Below are 22023 nucleotides of genomic sequence, written 5' to 3' on the forward strand. Positions count from 1 at the left end.
TGCAGGGTGCCGGTGAGAGTCCGGTTACCCTGACTCCAGACGGGATGCGCTATCATCCTGGCCAGCCGCTGCAGGGCTTGTGGGGGAGTGAGGTCTCTGTTCATGGGATCATGATGGGAGGCAGGGGCCCCTTTTTGTATCGGGTGCACACCTGAATTGAGGCGAGAAAAAGGCCGCGCATGGCGCGGCCTCGGGATCAGGCAAAGCTAAAACTGTGTCGCCGCTCCAGCGGGACCTGCTGATTGGGCAGGCCGTTTCTCAGGGCCTGCTCCAACAGTCCCCGCAAATTGGTGACCTGCTGGGCAAACTGGGCGGACTCCTGGGTTGCCGCCGCCAGGTTATTGTTGACTTGTTGGAGTTGTTGCCGAGTCTCTGTAAGCGCCTTGTCTTGCTGATTGATAGTTTTTTTGGTCTTGTCGAGTTGATCTTGCAGGCCAAATTTTTGCCGCAGCTGTTCACTCCGCTGGGTGCGCACCTGATCCAGCGTGAGCTGCAGTTGATCGACGGCTTTTTTCTGTCCCTCAAGCTCACGCCCCGTGAGGGCCTGGGCATGCTGCTGGGCTCCCTTTCGGGTAGCGGCGGCACTGACCACACCCGCAACCGTCTCGACGCTCACCTTGCCCACGGTGATGGCCGGTATGGTATGGGCGAGAGCTGCCGGGGTGGTGACAGGCAGGAAACCACCGATGGCGACCGTGCCGACGGCCAGGGCTCCGCGGGTCAGCAAAGAGAGCACATTGGCAATCTGCTTGGCTTTTTCGTCCGAGGCGTCACAGCGTTTGCACAGCCAGTGGATGGCGTTGCCCAGGGCATCTCCCCCCATGGCGAACCCTTCTCCCCCCTGTTTCTTGCTCTGCCAATCCTTGTAGGCACAGGCCACATCGCTCACCGCCATAGCAAAACCGACGCCGGCCAGCGCCAGCAAGGGGACGCCGGCGCCGCCGGTGAACCCGGTTACCAGGGCGGCCGCTACCACTACGGCGCTGGCGGCGACCAGGGTCAGCACCTTGGCGACAAAGCTGCGTTTGGCCATATCGACCCCGCACTGCTTGGCTGCGCTATCGGCAACCTTGGCTTTTTCTTCCAGGGTCGATGCCTTGAGCTCGTCACCCGACGGGCCGGTATGCCTGAGGGCGATACCCATATCGTCGGCCGGCAGGCGGCGATTGGCCGGCTCCTGGGGGAGAGGGTTGTTTTGATCGACATGGGAGAGGGATAGGGAATGACTAATGTGTTCCATCGTTGGCTCCTGTTAGTGATTAAGGCTGGCCAGCAGGGTTTCTGCCCGCTTGCGCAGCGTGTCGTAGCGCGGGTCTTGCTCTGCCTGGCCGAAGCAGAGGGCGATGACCGCATCGAGGGCATCGCGGGCCGCATCGGTTTCGCCGAGTGCCAGCAGGCACTCGGCGATATGGAAAGGGGCGAAGGGATCATTGGCCTGCATCGCCAGGGTCTGGGAGAATAGACTCAGGGCATGGCGATACTCCCCCTGCTCCTTGAGGGCGCAGGCGAAGGCAAAGGGAAAGCGGCGATCCAGAGGTTGTTGCAGGGCGAGAAAGGCGAAGAGCTCGGTCGCTTCATCACACTCACCCCGGTTCCAGGCGTGATAGGCGCGCTCGTAGAGGCGCTCCAGCTCATCAGGAGGCGTCTGGCTGAGGGTCGCCAGGGTGGTGTTACCCTCCAACAGTGCGAGGCAGTGCTGGAGTATAGTGTCGGTCTGTTCCTGCCGATCTGACGGGTTCATGGTAAGCTTCTCCTCAGGATGGTGGTGCCCATCCTAATCACTTTGGCTGGGCACCCTTTTGGCAAAATGGCGTTTTCTTTCTGGTTTACGCCTTTGGCCGCGTTATTTCAGGAGCGTCTGATAGACGCTGTTAATGGCGTCATAACCGGCACTGTGGTAGGCCGCGTGTACACCAAACACGGAGGCAATCTCGTCGGCTGACAGGATGGACGTGCGAAGATCTCGCGTCCGGTAGAGGGTCAGGGTCTCGACCCCACTCTGTTCGAAGCGGGTGTGGATCCGCTTGTTTGCGAGCTGCTGATCAATATCGGTATTCATCGATGGCTCCTTGGGTCAGTAACCCGTGTTCGCCTGGCGCTCTCTGAGTCGGGTCATCGCACAAGAGGCCATAGGCACAGATGTCATGGTGACCTTGCTCATTACGAAACAGCCCGCGCAAGGTACCCTCATGGCGAAAACCGAGCCGCTCGAGCAGGCGTCGTGAGCGGTGGTTGTCGGCCTGAACCCAGCTTTGGACCCGGTGCAGGGGATGGCCCAGAGCACCGGCAAACAGGGATGGCAACAGGCCAGAGAGGCAGTTCTGCATCAGCCCCTCTCCCCACAGGCGAGGGGAGAGGGCATAGCTCAGCGTGATGATGCCAGCCCCTTGCTCCCAGTCGGTCAGACGCACGACACCGCACAGGGCTCTCTCCCCCTCCTGGCGCAGGGCACTGATCCGGCCCTGCCCAGCGGGAAGGGCCAGGGCGCTGTCGAACCAGCGCCGGGCCGCGTTCTCCTCTATCCGGGCGGGGAGCCCGGTGAGGAGGGCGACCCTGGGGTCGGCGTAGAGCGCCCGATAGGCCGGGTAGTCCGCTTCCACCAGGGTGTCCGGGTAGAGGGGGCGGCGGCTCAATGACAGCAGTAGCGCAGCCATAGCTCGTCATCCAGCCGCACCGGTTGTGCCCCCTCGGCCAGCATCAGTTCACTCAGGCGTCGCCGGGCCAGATCGCGCTGCCGATCGTGGAAGGCCGGCAGGATCATGGCGTCGATATAGCGCAGGAGTGGAACCGAACGAGTCAGGCGGCGCAGCAGGGCCATCAGGGCCAGCACGGCCTGGCCGTCGCTCTCGCGGGCGGCAAAGTCGCACAGGATGAGACGCTCACCTTCCTGGCGGTAGACCAGTTGGAAGCGGGGCGTCTCGATCCGTTGCCCGGCCAGAAAGTCGCTGCCGAGGAAGCGCTCCGGGGCCGGGTGCAGCCCCTGGGTCAGCATAAAGCGGGTGACATCATCCATCTTCTTCTCTCCTTAGGACATGCGCACGCTGCTGGAGAGGCGCTCATGGGCCTGGGTCAGGGTCGTCAGGATCTCGCGCAGGTCGCTGGAGACCTTGAGCGCCTTGTCCAGTGTCTCGTCGGCGCGCTTGAGTTGCTGCTCGGCCAGACCATGCTGGTAGTCGGCCTGGGCCTGCCCCTCCTGGGCTTCACGGCTGGCCTGATTACCAAAGCTAACACCGGCAATCCCTTGGGCGATGCTGTCGATCCCGTGACCGACCCCACCGATGCCACTCAACCCCTCGGACTTGGCACTCAGAGCCCCAAAAAGCCCCTGGGCAACACCGCCGACAATCTGGGCGATGGCCTGGGATTGCTTGGCATCAAAGTCTTTCTCGATGGCATCGAGACGGGTATTGAACGAGGTCTTCTGCATCTGGAAGGCGTTGTTTTGTTGGGTCTGCTGGTACTGGCGCAAGACGTCGCGCAGCTTGCCAAAGAGTTGCCCCAACTGAACCATCAGCTCGTTGAGCTGGCCGATGGCGTCCCCCCCCTGATCCCCGGGAGTAGAGGTAAGGGTGCTCAGAGAGCCGACGGCGCTGGTGCTGGTGCTGTTATCAATGGTGTTCATGTTAATCTCCTTTATCTCAGGCGATATTGGCGGCGATGCTGCTGAGCATGGCGCCGGTCTTGAGCTGGGCATCGGATCCGGCGGAGAGGGCTTTGCTTGCCCCGTCCATCAGGTTGCCGATATCCTCTTTGGCCCGTTTCTTGATTTTTTCGAACTCGTCGAGCATGAATTGCATGAAACTGCTCTCGTTGATCAGCTCCTGCACTATCTTCTGCAGCTCGGCCCGCTCCCTGGCGATCTCGCCCTGGAATACCTCATTGGCACCTTGCAAACTGGCGCGGGTGACCGCTTTGGCGATATTGGGGGCACTCTTGAGGCTGGCGGAGACGGCGGCGTGGATCACGGCCCGCTGCACCTCCTTGACCACCTGCCTGGTGAGCTCCTCGGCCGTGGCTCTGGCGCCCGAGTCCATCGCCTTCCTGGCGGCGGTCTCGACGGCCCTGGTGACCATCTGTTCGATGGCCTGTTTGCTAAAGGCCTCCAGCAGGTGTCCCTGTCCCAGAAAGCGGGTGGTCTGCTCGGCGATATTCCTTGCCACCTGCTCGGAGACCTGCTCTGCCACCTGCTTGCCCACTTCGGCGGCAGCGGTCTTGATGGCGGCCTCGCTGCCCTGGGTGACGGCCGTGTGGACTGCTTGTCCCGCGGCGCCCTCCATCACAGTCTCCGAAGTCCTGGCGATCGACTTGGCGGCCATGACCCCACGACCGACGCTCACCAGATCCACCATCATGCCGGCGATCTCGAAGGCGAGTTGAACCTTGCCGGCCACATCGGCGATCGCCTTGTACTTGTCGGCGTTGGCAGTATCGATGAGGGCCAGGGTCTCGCACATCGCCTTGACCAGACCGGCGCAGCCGGCTGCCAGATCCATGGCCCCCCCGGCGTAATCGCCGACAACCAGCTTGGCGACACCGCTGATCACCTCGGCGACCGAGACAATCCAGTCGACAATGGCGGAGAAGATGCCAGCCTTTTGCGCCTTCTGTTGATCCTCTACCGCCTTGTCGACCTGCTTGCGCAGATCCTCGTTTTGGCGCAGGCGCAGATTCTCGGCCCCCTGGGTGCGGATCTCCAGCGCCAGGGACTTGAGGTTGGCGTTGTCACCGAGGGATTTCACCCCCAGCAGTGCCGCCGCCAGGCCCATCGCCTCCATCGGCGTGCGCTCGATATCGGCCAGGGTGATGGGCTTGCCATCGACCCGGGGACCAAAGGCTTCCAGGATGCGGTTCAGTGCCCCTTCGGCCAGGCGCAGGGGCACCGGTTGGCGGGGAGGTGGTGGCGCATTGAGGGGGTCAACACGGCCCTGCTCCCGCCTGGGAAGCGGTGGCGTCAGGGGATCGAGAGCGCCGGCACCGACCGGTGGCTGGCTTGCTGTCGGTTGTTCCAGCCCCTGCGGGTTGACCCCGAGCTGGGTGCTGCTATAGCGGGTCTCGGTGATGTTGTTCATGGTTGAACCTCCTGTACCAGCGCCGAGAGTTGGCACTGGATCTCGCCCTTGATAACGAGGTGTTGCGGCTTGTCGGCACACCACTTGAGCGCCGCCTGGAAGGCCTTAGCCGCCTGCTCCGGTTGGGCACTCTGGCGATAACTGAGGCCGGCCAGATAGGGAGGCTTGGGATCGTCGAGCCTGAGCAGTCCCGCCTGACCGAAGCAGAAGAGGGCCTGATCGTGCTCCTCAAGGCGTTGACAGCAGAGCCCCAGTGCCAACCAGTATTCGTATTGCCAGTGCGAGAGGCGCGAGAGCAGCATATAAAAGCGCTTGGCCCCGGCGTAATCTCCCGCCTCAAACAGCTGGCAGGCATAGGCATAGACATGGTCCAGGTCGACCGGATCCAGATTGATCAGGGCCTGCAACGTACCCCCCTGATGGAGGAAATCGCGCACCGTGGCCAGATCGTCTTGTTCTGTCATCTCATCCTCCTTAGCGGATGTTCTGGGCGATGGACTTGTTCATCTCGGCCAGCAGGGTCTGCATGCTGTTCACCAGGCTGACGCAGACGTTGTAGGACTGCATGGTCTTCTGGATCTGGAGCTGGGCCTGGGTGACAAAATCGGAGCAGCGACCGGAGTCGGTTTCGAGCGCGCCCTTGATCACGTCCAGTTGACCCTTGTCGAGCCCCTTGCCATCCGGGTGGCCGATGCTCTTGAGATAGCTGTCGATATCGCTGGTGGAGTTCTTGCCATCGTTTTGCACCGTGATGGCGATATGGTGATCGCGCAGGTATTGGATCACCTCGGGGGAAAGGTCTCCCTTGTCATCGGCCTTGGCCAGTCTGGAGATAATGGAGTCGACCTGATTGGCGGCCTGCTGGGAGTCCCGGGCACGGTCGGCCTTGGCGCTCATCTGGTCATATTTACCCTGGGCCAGGTCCGAGAACAGGGTCATGAATTTATAAAGGACGCTGATCCCCTCGGACATCAGGTTGTCACCCTGGCCGGACTTGCGGTCCAGGTAGGCGTCATAGTCGGGAGAGGAAGTAACAGCAGAGGCGGTAGAGAAGTTAGTGGCGAAGCTCATGATGATCTCCTCGATCAGGGGTTAGATAAAACGGCGCCCAAGGGAAGGGGCCGCTTTGGCTGTGGTGCCTACAGGCGATCCACTGCCGGGTTGCTTGAGGGAAGCCTCAAGCGAGGTGAAATGGGTCTGCAGTCGTCCCATGCACTCTCCCAGCTGTTCGCGCAGGGGACGCAACTCCTGCTGCATGGCACGGGAGAGACGCTCGAGACGCTGCTGCGCCTCAAGGTCATGGGGAGCCCTGGCCTTGAGGTCGGCGATCTCTTGTTGCAGGGCCTGGAAGGCGGCCATCTGCTCACCGAGCTTGTGCTGGCGAAGCTGCAGATCCTGCATCAGGTGTTGCAGGGGATGGGTGGATTGCTGGCTCATGGATATGACTCCTTTTGGTTGCCGATGGAGGGAATGCTAGGCTCCTCCAGGGGGGGCGACTTTCGAGAAACTGCAGCGTCTTTGCTGTTTGGACGCATGTGTTCCCGGTCTGTCTAATGACCTCATTTTTGGCGCTTTGCAGCAGGGGCGGCATAGGGTGAAGACCTGAACCGGCCCTCAGGCAAGAGAAACGAGACGAGCCGCCCGAGAGGCGGCCCGTTGCGGTGGAGGGGGGCTTAAGGTTGAGTGGTCAGACGCACGGCCCAACCGTCGTCCATACGCAGCAGCTCACCTTCGGCCCACCGTTCGGCGCCTCGCAACAGAAGCAGTGTCGGATAGGCGTGAGGAGTGACGGCGCACTCGAGATCCGGTGCCCAGTTCGCCAGGGTGGCCGCATCCAGGCTGATCTTGCCCACCTCGACCATCAGTCGGGCTGTACCGGGAGGCGGGGCACAGAATGGTTTGCCGGGCAGCGCCCGCCCCAACTGCCCATTGATAAGTTGCAGCTGGGTGCCCCCCAGGGGATGGAGCCAGAAGCGATCCGGCGCCTCACCCATGCCGAGCAGAGGCAGGACTTCTCCCGCTCTGGTAGCGGTGAGCTCCTCCTCGGGCAACTGACACCAACCCAGTTGCAGGCCAAGCTCGTGGACGCGATCCGGGTTAGGGGTGAGGGCGCCGAGCCAGCGGTGGAGCAGTGCCGGCGGTACCGACTCCAGACAGAGGGGGAGTCGCCAGCCCTCGCTGCCGAGGGTGAAGCGCCAGCACAGGGCGGGGGTATCGGCACGGCTCAGGGTGGCCGGTGCCAGGGACGGTAGTCCCTGGGCCTGTAGCCATTCATCGAGGGGTGCCAGTGTCCAACTGGCCAGCAGAGGGTAGAGTCTCTCCTCTATCTGCGCCAGTGAGGGGGTCACCAACTTGGGATCCAGCCAGGCGCACCAGGCAGCCTCGCTGATCCAGAGGTGCAGTTCACTCCCGTCACAATGGGTGGTCAGGCGCAGACCTTGGCCGGTGGGACGTGACATATCCGCCTCCAGCTCGATCGCACCCAGGCGCGAAGTGGCGCCAATCCGGCTGAGGCGAAACAGGGGGGCCTCGCTGTCCCTGCGGCTAGTCATCATGCTCTACCTCCACGGTGACCGGTATCTCCAGCAGGGTCGAGAGCGCCTCTTCCAGCCCCTTGCCTCGCCCGCAGAGGCGCTGCGCCACACTGGCTGACGGTGCCGTCAGGCGCATCACTAGCCGCCCCCCTTGCCAGCTGGCATTGATCATCAGGCCTGCGAGGGGACCGCTGACAGCCCTCAGTTGCAGTGTCTCGGGCAGGGGGGGCACCGAACGCACCGGCTCCTGTTCCCGAGACGCCGGCGCCGGCATAGTGCGGGCCCCCCGATAGGGGTCATGAGGGGGGCCGGCGCGCAGGGGCGGCAGCGATATATCCCCGAGCAGGACCTGAAAGCGCTCTACGCACTCTTCCCGAGGGCGTTGCTCCTCGTCTCTTTGCTGCTGACGACGGGCGGACAGGCAATGGGTGGTTGTGATCATGGAGCCTCCTCCAGCAGTTGTAATTTTTCCTGTTCGCGCAGGTTGAGCCTGAGTCGGGTCTCCTGCTCTGCGCGCAGTTGGTTCAGTCGTCCCAGCTCGGCGATCAGTGCATCCTGCTCGTGGGCCAGCCGCTCGACCTCGCTCTCCAGAGTACAGAGGGCGGCGCGCAGACGACTCAGGGTCGCCTGGTTCATACACCCGGCCTGCTGGGTCAGTTGGCGCCACTGCTGGTGCAGGTCCGCCTGGCGGCTGGTCAGTTGTTGTTGGCGCAGCCGCAGGCTTTGCAGCTCTTCGCCCAGACGCGCCAGTATGGTGCGCAGTCCTCGCTCCCGTCGTCGCTTGATATCGAGTACCTGTTTCAGCATGGGAGCCCCACGGCGTCAGAGAGGGTCACCAGGGTCTGGGGCAGGGCAGTCGGTTCGTCGACCCGCTGACAAAGTAGTGCCGTGATGGCCGGTCGCCGGGCGATGGCATCGTCCGCATCCTGATCCTGTCCCTCCTTGTACTCTCCTACCCTGACCAATAGCTCCACCTCTTGCCAGGCAGCGAGCAGGTGGCGCAGACGGCCGGCTGCATCCTGATGGGCGCGCGCGGTGATCTGATTCATCACCCGGCTGATGCTGGCCAGCACGTCGATGGCGGGATAGTGGTTCGCCTCGGCCAGGCGACGGGAGAGCACTATGTGTCCGTCGAGCAGGGAGCGAACCTCTTCGGCCAGGGGATCCCCCTTCTCCTCCATCAGCACGGTATAGAAGGCGGTGATGCTGCCGCGCGCAGCCGGACCGGCTCGCTCCAGAAGGCGCGGCAGGCGAGCGTAGAGACTGGGGGGATAGCCCGAGCCCACCATGGGTTCGCCGGCGGCCAGCGCAATCTCGCGAATGGCCCGGGCGTAGCGGGTCAGAGAGTCCACCAACAGCAGTACCCGGCGACCCTGGTCACGGAAGAACTCGGCGATGGTGGTGGCGGTTGCCGCCGCCTTGAGGCGCTCCAGCGCGGGGCGATCCGAGGTGGCGAGTACCACCACGCTGCGCTCGCGCAGGGCCGGCGTCATCACCTGCTCGAGAAACTCCCGCACCTCGCGTCCCCGCTCGCCGATGAGTGCCAGCACTACCACCTCGGCATCGCTGTTGGCGGCCAGCATGCCAAGCAGTGTGCTCTTGCCGCAGCCGGCCGCAGCGAAGATGCCGAGGCGCTGACCCACCCCGACGGTCAGGGTGGCGTCGATGGCGCGCACGCCCATGGGCAGGGGGGTGTCGATAAGGGTGCGGGCCAGCGGCTCGGGCGGCTCGGCCTCGAGAGGCTGCCACCCCTCGATGTCGGGGGCGGGGAGCCGATCGGCGGGGCGTCCCAGGGCATCGACGACCCGTCCTAGCAGTGCCGGACCAACACCGATCCGGGCTTGTTCTCCGGTAGGGGAGACCAGCATACCGCAGGCCAGCCCCAAGGGCTCCCGATAGGGGGAGAGCAGGGCCTGTTCCCCCTCCAGAGCCACCACCTCGGCCGGGCTACCGTCAGGCAGGGTGCAAAGCTCCCCCAGGCCGACGCCGGGCAGGTGGGCCCGCAGCAGTGTGGTGCCCACCGTGAGGATGCGCCCCTCAAGGCGTTCATGGGACGCAGAGGCGAGGGCGGGTTGGGGCAGTGCCCCCAGGATCTGGTGATAATCAGGCAACCGCATGGGTTTCTCCTATCAGCTCTATGTGTCCCAGCACCTTGAGTTCGGCTTCGTCATCGATCTCCTGAAACGAGAGGACCGGTGTGGTGAAGAGATCCTTTTCGATGAGCTTGCGGATAAAGCGACGCACGTCGATGGCGGTCACCAGGGCGGTACCCGGACCGCCAGTACGAGCGAGTGCGCTACGGATCTCGCCGAGGATGGCCTGATTCTCCTCCGGGCTCAGGGCCGAGTAGGAGCCGGCCGACGTCTGGCGAATCGACTCGCGCATCAGTTGCTCGATATGGCCGCCGACCAGCCAGGCTCGTACCCAGGGCTGGCCCCGGCGCTGGCACCCGACGATATGGCGACGCAGGGCCAGGCGGGCATATTCCGTCAACATGACCGGGTCTTTCTCCCGGGGGGCCCACTCCACCAGGGCTTCGAAGATGGCCCGCAGATCGCGCACCGAGACCCCTTCCGCCACCAGACGCTGCAGCACGTCGGCGACCCGGGCCACCGGCAGCTGGCGCTGCAGCTCCTTGACCAGCTCCCCGTAGCGTTGCTCCATCTGATCCATCAGGTAGCGCGCCTCTTGCACCCCGATAAGCTCGGCCCCGTAGCGGTCGAGGGCGACCGATACCAGGTGGACGATCCGCGCCTGCCCCTGATGGCACTGCAGCCCCATGCCGGAGAGGGTGGCGGCCTGCTCCGGGCTGACCCACTGCAGAGTGAGGCCACCGAAGGGGAGGGGATCGCGTTGGCTCACCTGTTTTATCTCCGGGCTGGTGAGATCGAGCAGTTGCAGGGGCGGCAGGGCCAGGGAGAGGATGGGTTCCTGATAGAGCAGCAGCGAGAAGTGACCGGATGCCAAAGAGGGATCCCCTTGCAGTTGGATATCGGGCAGCGGCAGCCCCAGTTGCTCGAGCTTGTCCAGCCGCAGGACGGAGAGTGCCTGGCGCAGATGACCATCGCGCGCCTCATCGGGGGAAAGGCGCAGCAGCAAGGGGGTGGCACCTATGTTCAGGGAGGCACTGTCGGCACTCGCCTCATCCCGGTGTAACTGGGCTGCGGTGGGGGTGCTGCCCCCTTCGCGGCTGAGCCAGTAGGTGATGCCGGCGACCAGGGCGGCCAGGGAGAAGAAGACCAGGGTGGGGAAACCGGGCAGGCAGGCAAAAAGCACCAGCACGGCCGAGACGATCCAGAGTGCCTGGCGCTGGCGCAGGATCTGCTCGGAGAGCTCGCTGGCCAGATTGCGTTTCTGCTCCCCGGGCACACGGGTGACGATGATACCGGCTGCGATAGAGATGAGCAGGGCCGGGATCTGGGCGATCAACCCGTCCCCCACCGAGAGGATAGTGTAGGTTGAGGCGGCCTCGCCAGCGCTCATGTCATGCATGAAGACACCGACCCCGATCCCCCCGAAGATATTGACCAGGATGACGATAATAGAGGCGATGGCGTCCCCTTTGACGAACTTCATCGCCCCGTCCATGGCCCCGTAGAGTTGGCTCTCCTTCTGGATCATGGCCCGCTGGCGGCGAGCCTCGTTGGCATCAATGATGCCGGCTCGCATGTCGCCGTCGATACTCATCTGCTTACCGGGCATGCCATCAAGGGAGAAGCGGGCACTGACTTCGGCCACCCGCTCCGACCCCTTGGTGATGACGATAAACTGTACGACCGTGATGATGGCAAAGACGATGAGGCCCACCGCCAGGTTTCCCCCCACGGCAAAGTTGCCGAAGGTGTAGACGATCTCCCCGGCATCGTGTTGCAGCAAGATGAGACGACTGGTGCTGATGGTGAGGGCCAGTCGGTAGAGGGTAGTGATGAGCAGCACGGCAGGAAAGGCAGAAAACTCCATCGGCTCGCGGATATAGACCGCCATCATCAACAGGGTGATCGAGAGAGTGAGGTTGATGGCGATCAGCACATCCACCAGCAGGGTGGGCAGAGGCACTATCATCATAAAGATGGCCAGCAGCAGCATGGCGGCCAGGATCACATCCTGCCGTGCGGCGATCCCCTGTAACCAGCGATTGAGCGTTTTCATCGGTGTGCTCCACAACGTGATCTTGTCAGGGTTAATCTTGCGTGCGGAGGCGGGGAGTCGGTATAGGGTCAAGACCTGAATAGGTGATTGGCTCATTGTAATCAGGGACCCTCGTCATGCCTGATTTCCATGGTTTGGTGTGCAGATCCCTGCGTTCCACTTCCCTCCCGTCAAAACTGGCGGGGTGTCCAACCTCCTGGAGGGCGTTCACTTCAGACCAGGTTGCCATGAGGCATGGCAGTAGTAGGGGCATTTTTCGAACTGTTCAGACGTGCTTGCCAGTGCTTCATCAGATCCAGAAATTGTGAGAAGTGCTCACAGAAATCTTACAGGCTTGTTTTGTCATAACGAAGGGCGATCTCTTCCTTTTCATCTATGGTCATATGGTCAATTGGCATAGGCCTGCCGAGTCGAAGCGTGCGCCGGGGATGCCTGTGTGTTTGGCAAAATGGGCGAGCATATGTTGAGTTTGCATTCTATTTCCTCTCAGATTATTTCCACTGCCGATGATGGACTTCCAATTGCGATCCCGGCTTTGGTAATTGGTGACTCTCTTTAGAAAAGCATCCTGATGTTGAATGCATGGGACATGTGCTTTGGTATGTCGTCCGCTTTCCGTTGAGTGATTACCGCGTTGTTGTTGGATCTGTGATTGACACCCGATCGAGCAGCAGACGTTGGCGGCGCACCAGTTCGGCCCACTGCTCGGCGCCGCTGTCGGGGGGGGCCAGGGCCGAGAGCCAAAGGGAGGCACCGCTAAGCCAGGCCCGCAGCGGGATGCCGGCACCCGCATCCGGTTGCAGTAACGAGAGCAGGCGCAGCAGGGTCTCTTGCCGATCCTGCCGGGCGAGGGGGCGGCAGAGGCTGACTCTGGCCCGCCCCTGGCTCTGCTCCAGATAGAGGGTCTCGCCGGCCCGCGGCAGAGCGAGGCGCAGGGTAGCCCCCTGGCCCTTGGCCCCCATCAGCCTTAGCCAGAGCTCGGTCTGACGTTGCCATTGCAGATCCATCAGGACGCCTCCCCCGGTACACACTTTCGAGCGTGTCGATAGCGGGTCACTTCGCTCTCATAGGCTGGGGTCAGGCGGGCTTGCAAGTCACGCAGTCGCGCCAACATCGGCTCTCCCCGGGGTGCCCGTCTGGTCAGTTGTTCGAACTCCTGATGCAGAGTGAGGGGAGAGGAAGGGGTGGGAACTCTGCCATGGGCATCTTGATGGTTCATAGAGACTCCGCAGATCGGCTATTGAGCCACAGTATGGGGAGGAGTCTGTCTTGCGAGGATAGGGTGAAGACCTGAAGTGAGTGGACGCTGTAGTTCAGGTCTTCACCCTATGGGGGAGAGGGGGCGCGGGGATCACAATGGGCTCATACCCTGGCGGAGAACCCATCATGTCCCTGACAGAACAACCTGCCGAGCTGATTGCCCTGCTGGCAACCCTCTCCCTGCTGCCCCTGCTGGTGGTGATGGGAACCTCGTTTCTCAAACTCTCTGTGGTGTTTGCCCTGCTGCGCAACGCCCTCGGGATCCAGCAAATCCCCCCCAATATCGCCCTCTACGGTCTGGCACTGATCCTGACCCTCTTTGTCATGACGCCGGTGGGGACGGCGGTGCAGGAGCGGGTGGAGGCCTCGCCGGCCGAGCCCGGGGCCGGGTTGCTGACCCGCCTCTCCGACAACACGCTGGATCCCTATCGCCACTTTCTGCGCCAGCATACGGCCCCGGCCCAGTTGCGTTTCTTTCGCGATGCGGCTCGCAAGAGCTGGCCTGACAGCATACGGGAGAAGGTCAGTGATGACTCACTGCTGCTTCTGATGCCAGCCTTCGCCGTGAGCCAGCTTATCGAGGCATTCAAGATTGGCCTGCTGCTCTTTCTCCCCTTCATCGCCATCGATCTCATCGTCTCCAACGTGCTGCTCGCCATGGGCATGATGATGGTCTCGCCCATGACCATCTCCATGCCTTTCAAGCTGTTGGTGTTCGTGCTGGTGGGAGGGTGGGACCGACTGCTTGGTCAACTGCTGCTCTCATACCACTGAGGAGGTCATCATGGGTGAGGCGCAAATCGTTCAACTGGCCGGCGAGCTGCTCTGGCTGGTGCTGGTGTTGTCACTGCCTGTGGTGCTGGTGGCCTCCCTGGTCGGCATTCTGGTTGGGCTGGTGCAGGCGCTGACTCAGATCCAGGATCAGACAGTCGCCTTCGTCATCAAATTGGTGTGTGCCTGTATAACCCTGGCTCTGACCCACCACTGGATGGGGGAGACCCTGCTCGGGTATGCGGCAAGAACCCTGGATCTGATTGGCCAGATGGGGAGCTAGCATGGAAGAGCTCAATCACTGGTGGCCGCTGCTTGGGGTGGCCATGATGCGCCCGCTCGGGGCCATGCTTATTCTCCCCCTGTTTGGCCCTGCCATGCTGGGAGGAACCCTGATCCGCAACGTCCTGGCCCTGATGGCGACCCTGCCGGTGCTGCCCCTGCTCTCGACCCTGGTGCTGCCCAATCCGTTGCAGGCCCCCTTGCACTATGCACTGGTGTTGGCGGCAGAGCTCGGCATCGGCGTGATGCTGGGGTTCTCTGCGGCCATCCCGCTCTGGGCACTGGATATGGCCGGCTTTGTCATCGACACCATGCGCGGGGCCTCCATGGCCGGCGTTTTCAACCCTCTGATGGGGGGGCAGTCGTCCCCCATGGGCTCTCTTTTCTCCCAGTTGGCGGGGGTGCTCTTCATGGTACTGGGGGGCTTTCATGCCCTGCTCAGCGCCCTGTTTACTTCTTATACGTGTCTGCAACCGGGGCAGGGGTGGCACTGGAGCAGCGGTTTCTTGCCCCTGCTCGAGCAGTTGTGGCACCAGCTCTACACCCTGGCACTGGGCTTTGCCATGCCGGCCATAGTGATGATGGTACTCATCGATCTGGCCTTGGGTCTTATCAACCGCTCGGTTCAGCAGCTCAACGTTTTCACCCTTTCCATGCCTATCAAGAGTGCCATGGTATTGCTGATGCTGATCATGGCGCTTCCTTTCGCCCTCTCGGAGGTACTGGATCACTTCATACAGTTTGACGGTGGCCTGGTCTTGCAACTGGGGGCGCGGCCATGAGTGAAAAGACCGAACAGCCCACAGCCAAGCGGATCCGCGATGCCCGTAAGGAGGGGCAGGTCGCCAGGAGCCAAGAGATCAATGCCCTGGTCCAGCTCGCGGCCATCCTGCTCTGGATGGTGGCCGAGGGGCCCATGCTCTATCAGGCGCTCGGGGAGCTCATCGTCTCGACGGTGGGGGTGGTTAATCTCTCTCTCTCCTCGGCCATGAGCGTGTTGGTGGGCAAGCTGGCCACGCTGGTGGTGCGCTTCGTCTTTGGGCTGGCCGAGCTGCTGGCGGTGCTGTTGATCATGACCGGTCTTGTTCAGAGTGGTTTTCTGTTTGCTCCCAAGGCGATTCAGCCCTCCGGGCAGCGCATCAATCCCCTGGCCAATGCCAGGCAGATGGTGTCGCTTATCAAACTCTTCGAACTCGGCAAGATGCTGCTGAAGGTGGGGATCCTGGCACTGACCTTCAGCTACCTGATTGAGCGTTACGCCGCCTCCTTTACCCATCTTTCCCAGGCTGGCGTGGTGGCCGGAATCCTGGTCTGTAGCAAGATGGCGCAGTGGATGTGGGCCATCTTGCTGATCCTGACCGCGTTCTTTGCCGTTGCCGACTACGCCATGCAGCACCATCAACTGCGCAAACAACTGATGATGTCGAAAGAGGATATCAAGCAGGAGTTCAAAAATGCCGAGGGGAGCCCCGAGATCAAGCAGCGGCGTCGTGAGCTCCATCGCGAGGTGCAAAGTGGCAGCCTGGCCGAGAAGGTGGCCGATGCCTCCGTGGTGGTGCGCAACCCTACCCATATCGCCGTCTGCCTGCGTTATTGCGAAGGGGAGACGCCGCTCCCCATAGTCCTCGAATATGGGCGTGACCAGCGGGCCCTGCACATAGTAGCGCTGGCCGAGGCGCGTGGCATTCCCGTGGTGGAAAACATTCCGCTCGCAAGGGCGCTGGTGGCCTCCACCCAACCGGGAGATTTCATTCCCGAGGCGCTGTTTGTGGCGGTGGCCCAGGTGTTGCGGTTGTTGCGGGAAGAGAGTGAGGAGGCAGACGATGAAGAATAAGGTGTGTTGGTTGCTGCTCTGCCTGCTGGCAGGCTCTCTCTGCGCCGAGCCCTTGCGCTGGGTCAGGGTTCCTGCCGATGGTCGCATCCCTGTGGTCACGAAGGAGATGCCAGGGGGCTCAGTGCCGGCCGGGGATCCTGCCCGTTACAAGGCGCTGATCGCCGAAGTGGCTGGTCAGCACCGGCTCGATCCGCTGTTGGTGCAGGCGGTGGTCGCCGTGGAGTCGGCCTACCGCCACGATGCGGTATCGGAGAAGGGGGCCATCGGATTAATGCAATTGATGCCGGCCACGGCCGCTCGCTATGGCAAATATGCCCTGACGGTGCCGCGAGACAATCTGGAGGCCGGCGTCACCTATCTGGGGACACTGCTGCAGCGATTCGGTCGACTCGATCTTGCCCTGGCCGGTTACAATGCCGGTGAAGGGGCCGTCGATCGCTATGGGGGGCGCATTCCTCCCTACCCGGAGACCCAACGTTATGTCGAGAAGGTGCTCGATTACTACCAGAGCCTGAAACAGGACTCTTCCAACGAGAAGTCGGCAGCCTCGACTCCTGATCCTGGTCTCGGCGATATGGGACAATTATGGCACCTCCTTACCGGAGGCTCGTCGAATGCAGCCAACCGTTGAAAGAACTACCATGATCAGCCTGCCCTGGCGCACTTCACTCTCACTGCGCCTCGCCCTGACCCTCAGCGGCGTTATCGCTCTGTTTTGGTTGCTCAGTACCAGCGTCGTCCTGTTGCTCGACTTCGAGCAGACCAAGGGAGCTTTGCAGCGGCAGCTCATCTCCCGGGTCGAGGAGAATGTCTGTGAGCTGAGCGTGGAGCTGCTCAATGTGGAGCGTGATGTGGCGACCCTGCTGCGCAGATGGCAGGGGTTGGGCGATCAGGATCCCCGGCCCGAGCACTATCTGGCTGCTCACTATATTGCCGATGGGGAGGGGGTGGTCAATGAGCGGGTCCAGATCCAGCGAGCCCTGGCTTTCGTCGAGGCTTATGGCAGTGGGGGGGTGGGTGGCTTTGTCGATACGTTTGTGCTACTCGACGGCGGTGTAGTGCTCTCTAGTGCCAGTGGAGGGCCAACTGATTCCCCCCGCCATCTGGCTCAGTTAAGGGCGTTGCGTCAACAGGCTCACAAGGGAACCATCTGGAGTGCCCCCTATCACAGCCGGGATGGGGATTGGCATGTGATTGCCGCACAGCGTGATCCGGCGAGCGGAGCCCTGATAGGGGTCACCGTTCATCTTCCCTCCTTCTTTGGTGCCAGGGTGCAGCGGGCGGATGAGGAGATCGTCTGGCTAGGGAGCGACGGCGTCGCCATCACCTCTTATACCACCCACAATCGGGTGTCGCCTCAAGGGTGTCTCGGCCAGGATGGGGTCGACAGGAATGGCCGCTTCGCCATCTGTCGTGAGGTGATACCGGTGGGTTGGCAGATGCAGCTCTTTACCCCCAGCAGTCAGATCAGGGAGGCGGCCTCTGCCGCCCTGCATCGCCATCTGCCGGTCGCCTTGTTGCTGTTGGTTACCCTGGTGGGGCTGCTCTATGTGGTGCTGCAACGAACCCTGGGACGCAGCCTGGATGGCGTGATGCGAAAGCTCAACCCCCATGTACCTGTCTCCCTGCTCCCCCCCCTGGAGGTCGAGGGAGAAGATGAGTTGGGGCACATCGCCCAGACCTATAACCGCTTGCTGGAGGCGGTCAAGGCACAGTATGCGGTGCTTGAGGATAGGGTGGCGGAGCGCACGGCCGAACTGGAGCTGGCACGGCGTCAGGCCGAGCAGGCCAATGCCAACAAGAGTGAGCATCTCAACAGCATCAGCCATGAGATCCGAACGCCCCTCAATGGCATCATTGGTGCTCTGACCCTGCTCGGTCAGGGTGAGACGAGCGGCGAGCAGCAGGATCTGCTCGATACCGGCCTCAAGTGCTCCAGGCATTTGCTGGAGATCATCAACAACCTGCTCGACTTCTCCCGCATCGAATCCGGCCAGATGGTGGTGATGGCCGAGCCGCTCGATCCGCTGCCGCTTATCGATCAGGCCATGCTGACGATCCAATTGCCGGCCATGGAGAAGGGGCTGAGTCTGCACTGCCTGCTGGAGGAGAGTTTCCCCCGCCGGCTCAACACGGATGGACTGCGCCTGCGCCAGATCCTCATCAACCTGCTGGGCAACGGGGTCAAGTTCACCAGCGGGGGAGAGGTGCGTCTGCGCGGCTGGAGCGGGGGGGGCAAGGTCTGTTTTCGTGTCACCGACAGTGGCCCCGGGATCCCGACAGCCCGCAGTGACGATGTCTTTATCCCCTTCCACCAGGTCGATAGCCACAAGGTGGGGAGTGGACTGGGACTGCCCATCGCCCGCAGTCTGGCTCGCCTGCTCGGCGGGGATCTCTTTCTCGAGTCGGTACCCCGTGGAGCCAGTTTCTGCCTCGAGTTACCCTTGGGGGAGGGGGGGCTGGCCGAGCGGGAAGCCCGGGGCCCCATCATAGCCCCAGCCGCCCTGCATGCTCAGCTGCTTGCCTGGGGCTATGAGCCCGAGACGGGGGAGAATCCCGAGCTGGAGGGGAGGGAGCTGTGCTACCTGCCGGAGCGGTTGCACCACTGTCTGGAGGGGCGACCCCTCGACAATCTGCTCGAAGAGCAGATGCCCACCTCTCCCTGGTCACTGCAGATCCTGCTGGTCGACGACGTGGAGACTAACCGGGACATAGTGGGGCGCATGCTGCGTCAACCAGGTCACCAGGTCTATCTGGCGGCCAGCGGTGCTGATGCCCTGCTGCTGGGACGTGAACATGTGTTCGATCTGGTGCTGATGGATATGCGTATGCCCGGCCTCTCGGGTGAGGAGACACTGTTCCTGTGGCGGGATGAGGGGAGCGGCATGCTGGATCCCGATTGTCCCGTCATGGCCCTGACGGCCAATGCCCAACCGGGGGAGCGTCAGCGACTTCAGCAGGTGGGCTTTAACGAATATCTGACCAAACCCGTCACCCGTCTGATGCTGTCACAGGCGTTGGAGTTTGCCGCCGATTTGCAGCTGGAGCGGGGGATTGAGCTCGCCTTAAACCAGGGGGGGGCGGTACTGGGTGAGGATCCGCAACTGCGCAAGCGTCTGGCGGCGGCTCTCGAGACGCATTTAGTCTCGCTGGAGGAGGCCCTGGCGGGAGGAGAGGAGCAGGCGGTACGCCATCTGCTGCATACCCTCCAGGGATTGGCCGGACAAGGGGGGCTAATCCTGGTGCACGAGGCATGCCGCCATTGGGGGATGTGCCTCGAGGAGGGACTTGAGGTCTCCCCCCTTGCCTTGAGCGATCTGCGCCGTCTGGTGCTGGGGGAGTTGGGTTAGAACTCCAGCAACCCCAGCCGCCGAGCCCAGTTACTCAGCTCGGCGGCGTTGTGGGCATCGAGCTTGCGCATCAGATTGAGGCGATGGGTCTCAACCGTCTTGAGACTGATGGAGAGTAGCTCGGCAATATCGCGGTTGCGTTTTCCTTCAGACACCAACTTGAGGATCTGTCGCTCCCGCAGAGTCAGGGGCATTTCTGCTCCGCTGCTCTTTGAGCTCTCCAGGGGGGCCAGCTTGAGGGTGGGATCGACGAAACGCTTGCCAACGGCGGCGTGTTGCAATGCGGCGAGCAGGGTCTGTTGCGAGCTCTGCTTCAACACGTACGCCAGAGCACCCGCGGCGAGTGCGTCACGTCCACGGCGTTCCTCGCTAGAGGCGGTGACAACCACGATCCGTAGAGCTTCCCAGCGGCGTCTGAGTTGATGGATCACGTCGATCCCGTCCATGCCGGGCAGGCCGAGATCCAGCAGCACCATATCTGGTGTGAGTTTTTGGCAGGCTTCATAGACCGCCAGCCCGTCGCTGACGGCACCGACGACATCGTAGCGGGGCTGGTTGGTCAACAGGTTACGGATGCCATCGATTAACAGTGCATGGTCTTCGACGATGAGGACTCTCAGGGGAGAGGTGGAAAGGCTCATGCTGACTCCAAATAATTAAACAGTTTATAATTATATTCATTCGACCTGTATAAGGCTTAAACGAACGCTCTCTCTCCGAGCGGGTATTGTGCCACCAGGCTTTTTCTGTCCACGGAAGTATTGAGCCAGGGCGCATGGTGTCCTGCCCAAATCTGCTCCATAAGTAAATAGTTACAGTGAGTTATAATGTTTGGCGTAACTTTAACGATATTTATTATATAAATTGAAATCATAGCTTTAGATGATGACTATATAATCACCAGAGAGAGATAGTAACGGTTACTTCATTTCACAAGCAGTAACTATCACCTCCCTTATCATTAGCAGCTATATGAAACCTCAGTTAAATTACCGTTCCGTGGTTTTCACCGGATCCGAATTTCCCTGATATGTGCAGTAACCGGAAGCGTACCGCGGCATCGGGATAAGCAAAGCGCTGTTTTCCGCCGCTGCGGGCAGGGTCACGCGGTGGGATGAATACACAATATGTAGGGTAATAAGCAGATGGTTGCGACGCTACATCTTGTATTGCCGAGCCGCTGCGCGCCAGCGACATGAAAGCAGTTCCGGAACGAACCAAAGTTGGATCTGTGAAGGCAGGCTCTCTTTGAAATGGAAGAAAGACCGGAGACTTCAGTTTAGCCCGGCACTGTTTTCAGGGAGGAGATCACCGTTAGAATTGGCCATGAGATAGAGCCCTCCGCTGTCAGCGAGTTTATAGGCTTTGTCTCTGGGCTTTGCAGTCTCGACCTGACGCGCATTTAAGGGCATTTGGGGGCCTCATTTTACATTGAACAGGATAAGCCCCACTAAGACCCCAAACGTTTATTGATTTACGTTGAAATGGGTAGATATCAGTTGACATCACATAGCCAGAGCAGAGGGTTTGTCACTGATTCTAAGGGGATTTTATTGCAGTCGGTAGATGTCAGGAAAGTTGTATATGGTGTCCCCTGCAGGAATCGAACCTGCAACTAGCCCTTAGGAGGGGCTCGTTATATCCATTTAACTAAGGGGACAAGGCGGCGCTAGTATACCCGTTTTTGGTGCTGCGTTAAGGGCTTAGCCGCCTGATTGCTCATTCCATCGCCATCACTGCCCAGAAGCCTGGTGTTTTTGCTGCTGGCGCTCCTGCTCTTTTTGGCGCGCTTTGGCCTCGGCTTTCTTCTTGTTGCTCATATCATTACGGATTTGCGCATGGCTCATCAGCGCGAAGATAAAGGTGCCGCCGCAAATATTCCCGGCCAGCGTCGGCAGGGCGAAAGGCCAGACAAATTCGGTCCAGTGGATATCGCCGTTAAACACCAGATACAGGATCTCCACGGTGCCTACCACGATATGGGTGGTGTCGCACAGGGCAATAAGCCAGGTCATGATGATAATCACCACGATTTTCGCCGGTCCCGCCGACGGGAACATCCACACCATAGTGGCGATAAGCCAGCCGGAGACAATGGCATTAGCGAACATCTCGCCCGGCGTATTTTCCATCACTTTTAGGCCGATATTGACGAAGGCTTCACGCGTCGTCTCATCAAAAATGGGCATAAATTCAAAGGCCAGCGCCGCCAGCCCGGTGCCGATCAGGTTACCTAACAGCACCACGCTCCACAGCCGCAGCAGCAGTAAAAAATTGCTGCCGGTGGGATTTTGCATCACCGGTAAAACGGCGGTGACGGTGTTCTCGGTAAACAGCTGCTGGCGCGCCATAATCACGATAATAAACCCAAGGGTATAACCGAAATTTTCCAGTAAAAATCCGCCCGGCACGCCTTCCAGATGGACGTGAAAAATCCCTTTACCGAGCAATGACGCACCCATTGATAACCCGGCGGCAATCGCTGACCACAGCAGCGCCATGGCATCGCGCTCCATCTCCTTTTCCCCGTCCTGGCGAATATGCTCGTGGATGGCCATTGCCCTTGAGGGCAGCCGTTCTTCATCCACTTCGATATCTTTACCGCTCTTTTTTTCTTCGCTTTCTACTTCCAGCTCTTCACCGGATTCGCCAATTTTTTCATCCTCAATTTTTTCTGCTTTGAGTTTGTCCATGATGCTTTTGCCTCGCCGTGAATGTCCTTTAAGCGTAGCGGTTTTGGGAAAACCAACGGCCATTTCCCGACAATTCGGAAT

Annotated in this window: 24 protein-coding genes, 1 tRNA gene and 1 pseudogene; 6 read left to right on the plus strand and 20 right to left on the minus strand. The window is 61.2% G+C overall.

Going from position 1 to position 22023, the window contains the following annotated elements; genetic code table 11:
• Window positions 1-196: 196 nt before the first annotated feature.
• The 16 genes from RT120_RS00175 to RT120_RS00250 all read right to left on the minus strand — a co-directional run bounded on the left by RT120_RS00175 (window position 197) and on the right by RT120_RS00250 (window position 12759).
• The gene (locus RT120_RS00175; protein WP_312978126.1) at window positions 197-1240 is read right to left on the minus strand and encodes a protein EseG; all 1044 of its coding nucleotides are present in this window, start codon (window positions 1238-1240) and stop codon (window positions 197-199) included.
• Between the two features lie 12 nt (window positions 1241-1252).
• A complete protein-coding gene (locus tag RT120_RS00180) occupies window positions 1253-1741 on the minus strand; it encodes a SycD/LcrH family type III secretion system chaperone (protein WP_312978128.1) in 489 nt (162 codons plus the stop codon).
• A 102-nt stretch (window positions 1742-1843) separates the two neighbouring features.
• Complete coding sequence (locus RT120_RS00185) at window positions 1844-2059, minus strand: hypothetical protein (RefSeq protein WP_312978130.1); 216 nt, start codon at window positions 2057-2059, stop codon at window positions 1844-1846.
• Window positions 2043-2654, minus strand: a complete 612-nt coding sequence (locus RT120_RS00190) for a GNAT family protein (RefSeq protein WP_312978132.1) — start codon at window positions 2652-2654, stop codon at window positions 2043-2045. Before RT120_RS00190 ends, RT120_RS00185 begins: the two co-directional genes overlap by 17 nt.
• A complete protein-coding gene (locus RT120_RS00195; RefSeq protein ID WP_312978134.1) occupies window positions 2630-3013 on the minus strand; it encodes a type III secretion protein in 384 nt (127 codons plus the stop codon). Before RT120_RS00195 ends, RT120_RS00190 begins: the two co-directional genes overlap by 25 nt.
• Window positions 3014-3025: 12 nt before the next feature.
• The gene (locus RT120_RS00200; RefSeq protein ID WP_312978136.1) at window positions 3026-3622 is read right to left on the minus strand and encodes a type III secretion protein; all 597 of its coding nucleotides are present in this window, start codon (window positions 3620-3622) and stop codon (window positions 3026-3028) included.
• A 16-nt stretch (window positions 3623-3638) separates the two neighbouring features.
• Window positions 3639-5069: a type III secretion system translocon protein gene (locus RT120_RS00205; protein WP_312978138.1), complete on the minus strand. Its 1431-nt coding sequence runs from the start codon at window positions 5067-5069 to the stop codon at window positions 3639-3641.
• Window positions 5066-5533, minus strand: a complete 468-nt coding sequence (locus RT120_RS00210) for a SycD/LcrH family type III secretion system chaperone (RefSeq protein WP_312978139.1) — start codon at window positions 5531-5533, stop codon at window positions 5066-5068. The genes RT120_RS00205 and RT120_RS00210 overlap by 4 nt, the downstream gene beginning before the upstream one ends.
• 10 nt (window positions 5534-5543) lie before the next feature.
• Window positions 5544-6140 carry a secretion protein EspA gene (locus tag RT120_RS00215; protein ID WP_312978141.1) on the minus strand — a complete coding sequence of 199 codons (597 nt, stop codon included), beginning with the start codon at window positions 6138-6140 and terminating at the stop codon, window positions 5544-5546.
• A gap of 21 nt (window positions 6141-6161) precedes the next feature.
• Window positions 6162-6506 carry a hypothetical protein gene (locus RT120_RS00220; protein WP_312978143.1) on the minus strand — a complete coding sequence of 115 codons (345 nt, stop codon included), beginning with the start codon at window positions 6504-6506 and terminating at the stop codon, window positions 6162-6164.
• A gap of 236 nt (window positions 6507-6742) precedes the next feature.
• Window positions 6743-7624 (minus strand): translocation protein in type III secretion, encoded by an 882-nt coding sequence (locus tag RT120_RS00225; RefSeq protein ID WP_312978145.1) that lies wholly within the window; start codon window positions 7622-7624, stop codon window positions 6743-6745.
• Window positions 7614-8045 (minus strand): MFS transporter, encoded by a 432-nt coding sequence (locus RT120_RS00230; RefSeq protein WP_312978147.1) that lies wholly within the window; start codon window positions 8043-8045, stop codon window positions 7614-7616. The genes RT120_RS00225 and RT120_RS00230 overlap by 11 nt, the downstream gene beginning before the upstream one ends.
• Window positions 8042-8410 carry a type III secretion protein gene (locus tag RT120_RS00235; protein ID WP_312978149.1) on the minus strand — a complete coding sequence of 123 codons (369 nt, stop codon included), beginning with the start codon at window positions 8408-8410 and terminating at the stop codon, window positions 8042-8044. Before RT120_RS00235 ends, RT120_RS00230 begins: the two co-directional genes overlap by 4 nt.
• Window positions 8404-9720 carry a FliI/YscN family ATPase gene (locus RT120_RS00240; RefSeq protein ID WP_312978151.1) on the minus strand — a complete coding sequence of 439 codons (1317 nt, stop codon included), beginning with the start codon at window positions 9718-9720 and terminating at the stop codon, window positions 8404-8406. Before RT120_RS00240 ends, RT120_RS00235 begins: the two co-directional genes overlap by 7 nt.
• Complete coding sequence (locus RT120_RS00245; protein WP_312978153.1) at window positions 9707-11752, minus strand: EscV/YscV/HrcV family type III secretion system export apparatus protein; 2046 nt, start codon at window positions 11750-11752, stop codon at window positions 9707-9709. Before RT120_RS00245 ends, RT120_RS00240 begins: the two co-directional genes overlap by 14 nt.
• Window positions 11753-12378: 626 nt before the next feature.
• On the minus strand, window positions 12379-12759 hold the full coding sequence (locus RT120_RS00250) for a type III secretion protein (protein ID WP_312978155.1): 381 nt from the start codon (window positions 12757-12759) through the stop codon (window positions 12379-12381).
• A 379-nt stretch (window positions 12760-13138) separates the two neighbouring features.
• On the opposite strand from RT120_RS00250, the gene sctR reads away from it, so the two are divergent.
• The 6 genes from sctR to RT120_RS00280 are packed head-to-tail and all read left to right on the plus strand — an operon-like array spanning window position 13139 to window position 19249.
• Window positions 13139-13786 (plus strand): type III secretion system export apparatus subunit SctR, encoded by a 648-nt coding sequence (gene sctR / locus RT120_RS00255; protein WP_312978157.1) that lies wholly within the window; start codon window positions 13139-13141, stop codon window positions 13784-13786.
• Window positions 13787-13796: 10 nt separating this feature from the next.
• Window positions 13797-14066, plus strand: coding sequence for a type III secretion system export apparatus subunit SctS (gene sctS / locus RT120_RS00260; protein WP_312978159.1), 270 nt, complete (start codon window positions 13797-13799; stop codon window positions 14064-14066).
• A 1-nt stretch (window position 14067) separates the two neighbouring features.
• Window positions 14068-14847, plus strand: a complete 780-nt coding sequence (gene sctT / locus RT120_RS00265; RefSeq protein WP_312978161.1) for a type III secretion system export apparatus subunit SctT — start codon at window positions 14068-14070, stop codon at window positions 14845-14847.
• Window positions 14844-15899, plus strand: coding sequence for an EscU/YscU/HrcU family type III secretion system export apparatus switch protein (locus RT120_RS00270; protein WP_312978163.1), 1056 nt, complete (start codon window positions 14844-14846; stop codon window positions 15897-15899). The genes sctT and RT120_RS00270 overlap by 4 nt, the downstream gene beginning before the upstream one ends.
• Entirely contained in the window at window positions 15889-16530 is a 642-nt protein-coding gene (locus tag RT120_RS00275; protein ID WP_312978165.1) for a lytic transglycosylase domain-containing protein, read from the plus strand. Before RT120_RS00270 ends, RT120_RS00275 begins: the two co-directional genes overlap by 11 nt.
• Entirely contained in the window at window positions 16514-19249 is a 2736-nt protein-coding gene (locus RT120_RS00280) for a two component system sensor kinase (RefSeq protein WP_312978167.1), read from the plus strand. The genes RT120_RS00275 and RT120_RS00280 overlap by 17 nt, the downstream gene beginning before the upstream one ends.
• On the opposite strand, the gene RT120_RS00285 is transcribed toward RT120_RS00280, so the two are convergent.
• The 4 genes and pseudogenes from RT120_RS00285 to RT120_RS00300 form a co-directional block, all read right to left on the minus strand.
• Window positions 19246-19890 (minus strand): two component system response regulator, encoded by a 645-nt coding sequence (locus tag RT120_RS00285; protein WP_312978169.1) that lies wholly within the window; start codon window positions 19888-19890, stop codon window positions 19246-19248. The genes RT120_RS00280 and RT120_RS00285 overlap by 4 nt on opposite strands.
• Window positions 19891-20559: 669 nt before the next feature.
• Window positions 20560-20661: pseudogene (locus RT120_RS00290) on the minus strand (integrase); the annotation flags it as partial.
• A 173-nt stretch (window positions 20662-20834) separates the two neighbouring features.
• Window positions 20835-20909 (minus strand) — tRNA-Arg (locus RT120_RS00295).
• A 73-nt stretch (window positions 20910-20982) separates the two neighbouring features.
• A complete protein-coding gene (locus RT120_RS00300; RefSeq protein WP_312978171.1) occupies window positions 20983-21942 on the minus strand; it encodes a formate/nitrite transporter family protein in 960 nt (319 codons plus the stop codon).
• Window positions 21943-22023 lie beyond the last annotated feature (81 nt).

The sequence above is a fragment of the Atlantibacter sp. genome (assembly GCF_032062175.1).
GTDB lineage: Bacteria > Pseudomonadota > Gammaproteobacteria > Enterobacterales > Enterobacteriaceae > Atlantibacter.